Raw genomic sequence first — 9302 nt, forward strand, 5'->3', positions numbered from 1 at the left:
ATTCAACTAATTGTTTTAAAACAAAAAAATGTCTTGGCATGGTCACTGCTAACGGATTCGGACGAGTGTCATAACCGTTCAACCATCAGGAGCAATTCCATGCCAACTCCATGTTATATCAGCATCGAAGGTCAAACCCAAGGCAACATCACTGCCGGTGCTTTCACCTCCGATTCCGTCGGCAACATCTTCGTGCAGGGCCATGAAGACGAGATGCTGGTACAAGAGTTCCAGCACGTCGTCACCGTACCGACCGATCCGCAATCCGGTCAGCCGGCGGGTCAGCGTGTCCACAAGCCGTTCAAGTTCACCGTTGCCCTGAACAAGGCCGTGCCGCTGATGTACAACTCCCTGGCCTCCGGCGAGATGCTGCCGAAAGTGACCCTGAAGTGGTATCGCACCTCCGTCGAGGGCAAGCAGGAGCACTTCTTCAGCACTGTGCTGACCGATGCCACCATCGTTGACATCGACTGCCAGATGCCCCACTGCCAGGACCCGGCGAAGTCCGACTTCACCCAGCTGATCCAGGTCTCCATGGCCTACCGCAAGATCGACTGGGAGCACACCGTTGCCGGCACCTCTGGTGCGGATGACTGGCGCGCACCGATCGAAGCGTAATTCTGAGCCAAAGGGCACTGCTTGCGGTGCCCTTTTATCGTCTCTGCAAGGACAACCTGCCCGGAGACCGTATTTCCGATTTTTCAACCCACGCATTTTTTCTTCTGTCCGTTTGCCTGGTGTGAGCGGGTACAAGAAAAAATCCGAGTTTACGTCTTGCCGCACGCCGTCAAGGGCGTGCGGCAGCCATGGTGAAAGAAAAATCCAGGCGATGGCGAAGCTCTCACACGGCTTGATGTGCCCCACCTGATGGGGCCGCACGATATTTCAGGGGCGCGCAGCGATGGCAGACAGCACAGGATTACAATTTACCGTCAAGGTGGGGGCCCTGCCCGAGAGCACCTTTGTGGTGGCCGAGTTTGCACTGGATGAGGCGTTTAACCGGCCGTTCAGCCTGCGCCTGGAGCTGGCGAGTGCCCAGCCCGACATCAACGTTGGCGCCGTGCTGGACCAGCCGTGCGAGCTGCTGGTGTGGTACAACGGCGAGCTGCAGCGCCGGGTGTGCGGAGTGGTCAGTGACTTCGCGCAGGGGGACAGCGGCTTTCGCCGCACCCGCTATCAGCTCATGGTGCAGCCGGCCCTGTGGCGGCTGTCACTTCGCCAGAACTCCCGCATCTTCCAGGCGCAGAAGCCCGATGAAATCCTCTCCATCCTGTTGCAAGAGCACGGCATTACCGACTACGCCTTTGCGCTCAAGAACGAGCATGCCAAGCGGGAATACTGTGTTCAGTACCGGGAGAGCGACCTCGATTTTGTGAACCGCCTCGCCGCCGAAGAGGGGATGTTCTACTTCCACGAGTTTGAAGCAGGCAAGCACCGCATCGTGTTTGCCGACGACGCGGCGGCATTGACTCAAGGCCCCGAGCTTTTCTTCAACCTCGGCAATCGTTCCCTCGAGCAAGGCCCCTATGTGCGCCAGTTCCACTACCGCGAAGCGGTGCGCCCCTCGGATGTGGAGCTCAAGGACTACAGCTTCAAGACCCCGGCTTATGGCCTCTCCCACAAAAAGCAGGGCGCAGAACTCGAGCACCAACGGGACACCTACCAGCATTTCGATTTCCCGGGCCGCTACAAAGCGGACTCGAGTGGCAAGGCGTTTGCCCAGCATCGGTTCGATGCGCTGCGCAACGATGCGGTGGCGGGCAGTGGCAAGTCCAACAGCGCAGCCCTCTTGCCGGGCCAGACATTTTCACTCACCGAGCATCCCAACGGCAGCCTCAACACCGACTGGCAAGTGGTGCGCATCCAGCACACCGGCTTGCAGCCGCAGGCGCTGGAGGAGGAGGGGGGGAGCGGCCCCACCATCTATCACAACGAATTCGGGGTGGTGAAAGCGAGCACCACCTGGCGGGCACGCATCGGCAGCCCGGAGGCCCCTCACAAGCCCATGGTGGACGGCCCGCAAATCGCCATGGTGGTGGGCCCCGACGGTGAGGAGATTTACTGCGACGAACATGGCCGGGTGAAGCTGCAGTTCCCGTGGGACCGCTACGGCAGCTCCAACGACCAGAGCTCCTGCTGGGTGCGGGTCTCCCAAGGCTGGGCCGGCGGTCAGTACGGCATGATGGCCATCCCGCGCATCGGCCACGAGGTCATTGTCTCGTTCCTGGAGGGGGACCCCGACCAACCCATCGTGACCGGTCGCACCTACCACGCCACCAATCGACCGCCCTACGAGCTGCCAGCCAACAAGACCCGCACCGTGCTGCGCACCGAAACTCACCAGGGGGAGGGCTTCAACGAGCTGCGTTTCGAAGACCAGGCTGGCAAGGAAGAGATTTATATCCACGGTCAGAAAGACCTGAACGTGCTTATCGAAAATGATGCCGCCTGGCACATCAAGCACGACGAACACAGAGACATCGACAATGAGCGGGTGACCCGCATCAAGGCCAATGATCACCTCACTGTGAACGGTGAAAAACGGGATCACATCAAGGCCGACTATTCACTCGGCGTTGACACCTCCATGCACCAAAAACTGGGTGACAGCTGGCTGACACAGGCCGGGCAGGAAGTGCACGTCAAGGCCGGTGCCAAGGTGGTGCTGGAGGCGGGCTCAGACATTACCGTCAAGGTCGGCGGCTGCTTCATCAAGGTCGATGGCGGCGGCGTCACCCTGGTGGGGCCCACCATCAAGATGAACTCGGGCGGCAGCCCGGGTGCCGGCTCGGGATGGGGCGGCAAGTCACCACTGGGCCCTCTGGGTGTCAGTGTTCCCCCCAAACCCAAGGTACCGCTCACTCCTGCCCAACTGGCCACCATGAAGAGTGCCGCCCCTTTCTGTGAAGAGTGTGAAAAATGCAAGGAGGGTGGCTGTGAGATTTGAGAGCACACCGCTGGAAGCGTGGATACAGAGGCAATCAGCCCCTCTTTATGCCGTGCTGGCGGGGGCCTGCGATGCGGCTCCCTTGCAGCACTACTACCAGCTCGATGGCCGCGAAACGCCACGCGGGCTCTATCTCGGCACCCCTTATGAAGACTGGCATCCCGTCATGCCCTATCTGGTGGCCCTCGACAAGGAGAGCCCCTTTATCGAGTGGGCGCAGGGCGCCGAGGCGAGCGACTGGGGCTGGATAGTGGCGAGCGAGCAGCCTGTCGATGCCCTCTATGCCCATCTGCAGGGGCTGACCCAGATCTGGCACCAGGGGGAGGCGGTCTTCTTCCGTTACTGGGATGGTGTGTATCTGAAGCGCATTCTGGTCCAGCTGGGAGAGGGCTTCACCGCCCTGCTGCCTGGAGTGAACGGGATCTGGGTCGGGGGGGACGGCTTCGAATGGGCTGCGTCAGAAGCCGCAGCATCACGCGCATTCCCCTGGTGGGAGCTGCCCCCCGCCATTGCCGCGACATTGGCGAGACAGGATCCCGCCCCTCTTATCAACAACCTGATGCAGCAACTGGCGGATCACAACGGTCAGCTCTACTGGGCGTTTCCCGAGGCGAACCTGCGCTGCAAGGTCGCCCGCTTTGTCTCCCGTCATCCATCCCCCGATATCGATCTGTTTCCGGCGCTGGAAGCGGCGCTGATCTATGAGGTTCAAGCATGAGCAATGTCGGCCAGGCCGTCTTCAACGAAGTGATCGCCGATTATCGCAACGTCCTGAGTGCCTATCGCAAGGATGCCGAGAGTTTCTTCCTGGGTGACATGCTCAGCATGGACATGGAGCAGACCATCAAGGTGGGCGACAAGACCATCACGGCATCGTCCGGCAGCAAGAAGGCGCAGTCCGTGGTGACGCAGTGCCCGCTGAGCGGCACGCTGCGGCTGGTTCATCTGTTCGAATCCGTCAGGTTTATTCCCATCGGCAATACCCCGTACAAGGTGGAGGCGGGGAAGCTGGTGCGCGGACGTTTTGTCAGCGAGGCGGTAGTCAAGGAGGGAACCCTGGATGCCAAGGGTATTGCCGAGGTTGGTAAGCTGACCCCGGGCAAGTCCTATCGGGTGACCTTCTACCCCAATGTGAAGAAGAGCGATCTGGATGCGCTGTTTGCCTCTTATGCCCCGGTTCAAAAAGATCTGGAGGCCTGGCTCACCAAGGAGTGGAACAGTGAGCACAAGGCTGCGTGGGCCCGTTACAGCGGCACTGGTGGCGGGTTTGGCAGCCATGCGCTGGCGGCGGCAAGCGGTATCGGCAAGGCACTGGTCGGGGTGTGGGACGATCTTAAAACCATCTACAACCTGCTGGCCGATCCGGTAGGCAACGCCAAAAAGCTGGCCGAGTTCGGGGTGGACGCAGCGGCCATGGCCAAGGCCGGAGCCTCCCAGATGGAAGCTGCCATGCTGGTACTGCAAGATGAAGCACTGCTTTATCTTTATGCCTATGCCCTGGTGTGCTGGGTCAAGATGCTGCCCCCGGATCAGCAGACCGAGTTTGGTGCTCAGGTAATTTCGTCGGTATTGATTGACGTGATCATCGGGGTGGTACTGACCGGCGGGGCAGGCCTGGCTGCACGCTATGGTGCCAAGGCTGCCACCATGGCCAAGAACAGTGACCGGGTCATGCGACTGGTCACCTCCTTGGTCAATCTCTCCAGGAAACACAACCTGGCCCAGCACGCCCAGCAGGCGAAGAAGGTGCTGGTCGCCGGGGCTGCACCGTTGAGCCCGGCCAAAAAAGCGGATCTCAAGCTGGTCGATGGCAATGCCAACACGCTGGTGGAAAAAGGCACGGCGGCCAAACGCCGATTCCAGGGGCACACCGAAATCAAGCAGGTGAACAAGACTCCGGATGCCTCCAAGCAGGCAGTTACACCGGCCAACCGGCCCCATCAACCGGAAGCCAGCACCTGCAAGAACAACTGCCCGGTCTCCATGGTGACGGGGGAGGAGTTGCTGGCACTGCAAGATGGCGAACTGCCGGGTCTGCTTCCCTTTGTCTTCGGGCGCCTCTATCGCACCTCCGCCGTCGCGCAATCCTGCGGCATGGGACTTGGCTGGACACATGCCCTTGCGCACCGGCTTGAACGTCACGGCGATACCCTGACCTGGTGGGATGAGGAGTCCCTGGCAACGGAATTGCCGTTGCCATCCGCCGCCAGACCCATGGTGACCAATCTGCTGTCGGAGGCGGCGGTCTACCTCGGTGACGAGGCTGATGAAGTGATCCTGGCCAAGGCCGGTTCGCCGTTCCTGCATTTTACCTGGCATGGCGAGATTGGGCGGCTGACCGGTTTTTCCGATCCCTACGGCAATCGACTGACAGTGCGTTCTGACCATCAAGGGCGCCCCGCCTGGGTTGAAAATGAGGCTGGGCTGGCCCTTCGTCTCGCTTACGAGGGCGACCACATCATGGCGCTCGAGTTGCAGCGCTTTGATGGCATTGCCTGGCAGCCCCAGGCCACGCTGCAACGCTACCACTACGATGACCATGGTCACCTGGTAGCGGCCGAGAATGGGGCCGGGGAGTGCGAGCGTTATCGCTATCGTGATGATGGGGTCATTGTGGAGCGCCGTCTGGCTGGCGGTGCCGGTTTCTTCTGGGAGTGGGAAGGGGAAGGCAAGGCTGCCCGAGCCATCCGCCACTGGAGCGATGTGGCGGGTTTTGATGTCACCTATGGCTGGGATGATGACAAGGGCGAGGTGACGGTACTCAATGCCGATGGCAGTCAGGAGGTGTATCAGCACGACAGCCAGGCACGTCTTGTCCGCCAGCAGGATCCGGATGGTGCGATAACCGAGTTTGCCTACAACGACAAGGGTCAGAAAGTACTGGCCCGTGATCCGCTGGGGGCCGAGACCCATTATCACTACGACGAAGAGGGGATGTTGGCCCTCGAAGTGGCTCCCGACGGCAGTCAGACTGCCTATCACTACTGGGATGGCCGGGTTCGCAAGGTAGTGCAGGGGGAGCGCGAATGGCGCTTTGAGCACAATCCGCAAGGGGATCTGATTGCCAGGCTGGATCCCCTGGGGAACGAAACCCGTTATGGCTATACCCCCCAGGGCAAGCTGTGCTCTGTGGTTCACCCGGACAGCACCCGCACCGAACTGGTGTGGAACCGCCTTGGCCAGTTGATCGAAGAAAAAGGGGTCGATGGCGGGACAAGCCGCTGGCGCTATGACGAGCGGGGCCGCCAGATCGTGCGGCAAGACCCGCGTGGCGCAATCACACGCTATGAATGGGACGCGGCAGATCGCCTCAGTGCCGTCCATCTGCCCGGGGGCGGCATTCGCCGCTATGAGTACAACGCCTATGGCAAGGTCACGGCTCAGTGGGACGAGCTGGGTCGCGAGACACGTTTCGAATATCACCCCGGCCTGCATCTGGTGAGTCGGCGCATCAACCCCGATGGCAGCGAGCTCAAATACCGCTACGACAACGCCAAGCTCTTTCTCAGCGAGATCGAGAACGAGCATGGTGAACAGCATCGTATCCATTACCATCCCAACGGGCTGGTGGCACGGGAAACCGGCTTCGATGGTCGCACCACCGCCTACCGTTATGATCTCAACGGACGCCTGAGCGAAAAAGTGGAGTTCGGCAAGCAGGAGACCGAGCTGGTCACCCGCTATGAGCGCGACCCCATGGGGCGCTTGCTGAAAAAGTCCCTGCCAGATGGTCGCGAGATCGCCTTCGAGTATGACGGCCATGGCCAGCTCATCCGGGTCGACGACGGTGCCTGGCCCCTGGCATTTGACTACGATGGTGCCGGTCATCTGGTGGCCGAGCATCAGGGGTGGGCCTCAAGCCATTTCCGATACGATGCCATGGGACGGTTATCACACTGGCAACTGCCTGACGGCAACCGGCTTGGCTATCACTATCAGCACGGCACGCTTGGCGGCATTGATCTCAACGGCGCCGAACTCACGCGCCACCAGGTGGTGGGTGGGCTTGAGCTGCGCAGGCAGCAAGGGGCGCTCACCCAGCAGTACGAATATGACGAGCAGGGGCGCCTCTCGGCACTGCGTTTGCAGCGGGGCAAGCAGGTCGCCCGCGAGCGGCGCTATGGCTATGACAGAACAGGCAACCTGCTGCGCATCGATGACAGCGTGCAGGGGGAGCAGCACTACCGTTACGATCCGCTGGACCGCTTGCTGGAGGTGCGGGGCGAGCTGACCGAGCGCTTCTTGCATGATCCGGCCGGCAACCTCCTGGGTGAGCGTTCGGGTGGTCAGTTCGATGGGGCCCGCACCCAGGGTAACCGGCTGCTGTTGAGTGGCGATCGCCACTTCGAGTACGACGAATTTGGTCGATTGGCGCTGGAGCGGCGCGGCAAGGGCCAGCAACTGGTGACCCGCTATCACTACGACTGCCAGCACCAGCTGGTGAGGGCCGAACTGCCCGATGGCAGCACTGCCTGTTATGACTACGATGCCTTTGGTCGCCGCATTCGCAAGACGGTAAAGGGTGCAAAAGGCGAGCAGGTTACTGAATTCCTGTGGCAGGCCAACAACCTGATTGCCGAGAGCTGCTATCTGCTCGGGGACGACAAGCATCGTACTGACGAGCAGTACCGCAGCTTTATCTATGAACCCGGCAGTTTCAAACCCCTGGCACAGCTGGAAGGGGAGGGGCAGAAGGCCGAGGTATTCCACTACCAGCTTGACCACCTGGGCACGCCCTTGGCACTGACCCGCACAAGCGGGGCCACCGCCTGGCAGGTGCGCTATCGCGCCTATGGTAATGTCTGGCGTGAAGAGATCGCCGAGGTGGCAACGCCCTTGCGTTTCCAGGGGCAGTATTTTGACGCCGAGACGGGGCTTCACTATAACCGCCACCGCTACTACCAGCCCGATACGGGTAGATTTATCACCCCTGACCCGATAGGTTTGGCCGGTGGCCTTAACAATTATCAGTATGCTCCTAACCCGACTGGCTGGGTGGATCCACTGGGGCTAAGTAATGTGCCGGGACAGTGTCCATTGGATACACCTAGAGCTCGGATCCCAGTTGAGCAGCAAGATGTATTCAAACAATTTGAGCAGCATCATACTGGCCAGTTTAACGATGACCATGCATTGGTTAGCGCATTTGAGAATGTGAGGGACAATGAGTCCCCATGGCCTGTTGGGTTTACTCCTAAGACGCGAATTATTCAGCCTGGAGAACGTTTTAATATGATCACTAATGAGGGCAGAGCTCAGTTTCCAGGTCAATTTGGTACTCAAAGTGAGATCCCTAACTCTAGCTTTGGTAGAGCAAATCTCGCAATCAAAGAAGAATGGAAAGGAACACTTGATAGAAGAGTTACCTATGAAGTACAACGTCCATTTGACATAGAATATGGTCCCGTTGGACCACAAATAGAAAAAATGTCTGATGGTTCATACAAGTATTATCCAGGGGGAGGAGAACAGATTAGACTTCTTTACAAAGATTTCGAAAATGCTGTTCCCAGTAAGAAAAATAATTATACAGATAACGCTTACCTAAAAATAATCTCTGATATAGCTTTGCCACAGGAGTGAAAATGAGGGTTGACTTAAATGAGAATGATATTTCTTGGGTTTATGATGGTAAAGAAATAAAAGTGATAGGTGATTATGTTGACGCTGCTTATGATAAGAAGTTAGATGGTGTGGCGGCTTTAAATGCCTCTGGCATTAGTTTTTTTGATAAGGAGGGAGATTTACTTTTCATTACCCGTTTTTCATTTAAAGAACCTGGTAGTTGCATATATTGCTTAGCAAACCAATCGGCTTCCGCAGAAAAAACAGTGAGAGTTGTTCTTGCACATGAACCGTCATTTAAAGGTGAGCGTTTTTGGCAACATGATATTAATATTGAAAATGGAACTATTTCAGAGCCACTTGCAAAATGGCGATGAATGAAAGAGTAGCTCCCTTCCGGGGATACATAATGCAAGGATGAGGTGATAGTCGGTTTAAATATAAAGTGCTACTGGTAATGAACCAGGGGCAATTTCTGGTGAGTGGGTTCCTGGCGGGAAAACTAAAGGTGGGGCAAAATAAGCCACATTGCATGGTGCGGAAAACATAAAACATGATGGATATATTGTATGGAGATGGTATTCACCTGACAGTTGCCCACAAAAGGGAGTGGTCATACGGCTTCAAACCGGATAACAAAACGGTACCCCTACCGTGTTATCTGGAGTCACCGTATGACCACCAACGAGAAAGTAGCACGTCGTAAACTCAGTCTGCTAGAGCTCGCCAAAGAGCTCAATAACGTCAGCACAGCCTGCAAGCTCATCGGCTACAGCCGTCAGCAGTTCTA

5 protein-coding genes and 1 pseudogene are annotated in these 9302 nt (G+C 58.1%); all 6 read left to right on the top strand.

The window, feature by feature from the left end:
• The first annotated feature begins 99 nt into the window (after positions 1-99).
• Entirely contained in the window at positions 100-618 is a 519-nt protein-coding gene (hcp1, locus tag AB7E19_RS11865; RefSeq protein ID WP_042015720.1) for a type VI secretion system effector Hcp1, read from the top strand.
• 283 nt (positions 619-901) lie between these two features.
• A complete protein-coding gene (locus AB7E19_RS11870; RefSeq protein WP_427935388.1) occupies positions 902-2947 on the top strand; it encodes a type VI secretion system tip protein VgrG in 2046 nt (681 codons plus the stop codon).
• The gene (locus AB7E19_RS11875; protein WP_427935390.1) at positions 2937-3665 is read left to right on the top strand and encodes a DUF4123 domain-containing protein; all 729 of its coding nucleotides are present in this window, start codon (positions 2937-2939) and stop codon (positions 3663-3665) included. The genes AB7E19_RS11870 and AB7E19_RS11875 overlap by 11 nt, the downstream gene beginning before the upstream one ends.
• On the top strand, positions 3662-8530 hold the full coding sequence (locus AB7E19_RS11880; protein ID WP_427935392.1) for an RHS repeat-associated core domain-containing protein: 4869 nt from the start codon (positions 3662-3664) through the stop codon (positions 8528-8530). Before AB7E19_RS11875 ends, AB7E19_RS11880 begins: the two co-directional genes overlap by 4 nt.
• Positions 8531-8532: 2 nt before the next feature.
• Positions 8533-8889, top strand: coding sequence for a hypothetical protein (locus tag AB7E19_RS11885; RefSeq protein ID WP_146042856.1), 357 nt, complete (start codon positions 8533-8535; stop codon positions 8887-8889).
• A gap of 297 nt (positions 8890-9186) precedes the next feature.
• Positions 9187-9302: pseudogene (locus AB7E19_RS11890) on the top strand (IS481 family transposase); the annotation flags it as partial.

The sequence above is a fragment of the Aeromonas sp. genome (assembly GCF_050252055.1).
GTDB lineage: Bacteria > Pseudomonadota > Gammaproteobacteria > Enterobacterales > Aeromonadaceae > Aeromonas > Aeromonas caviae.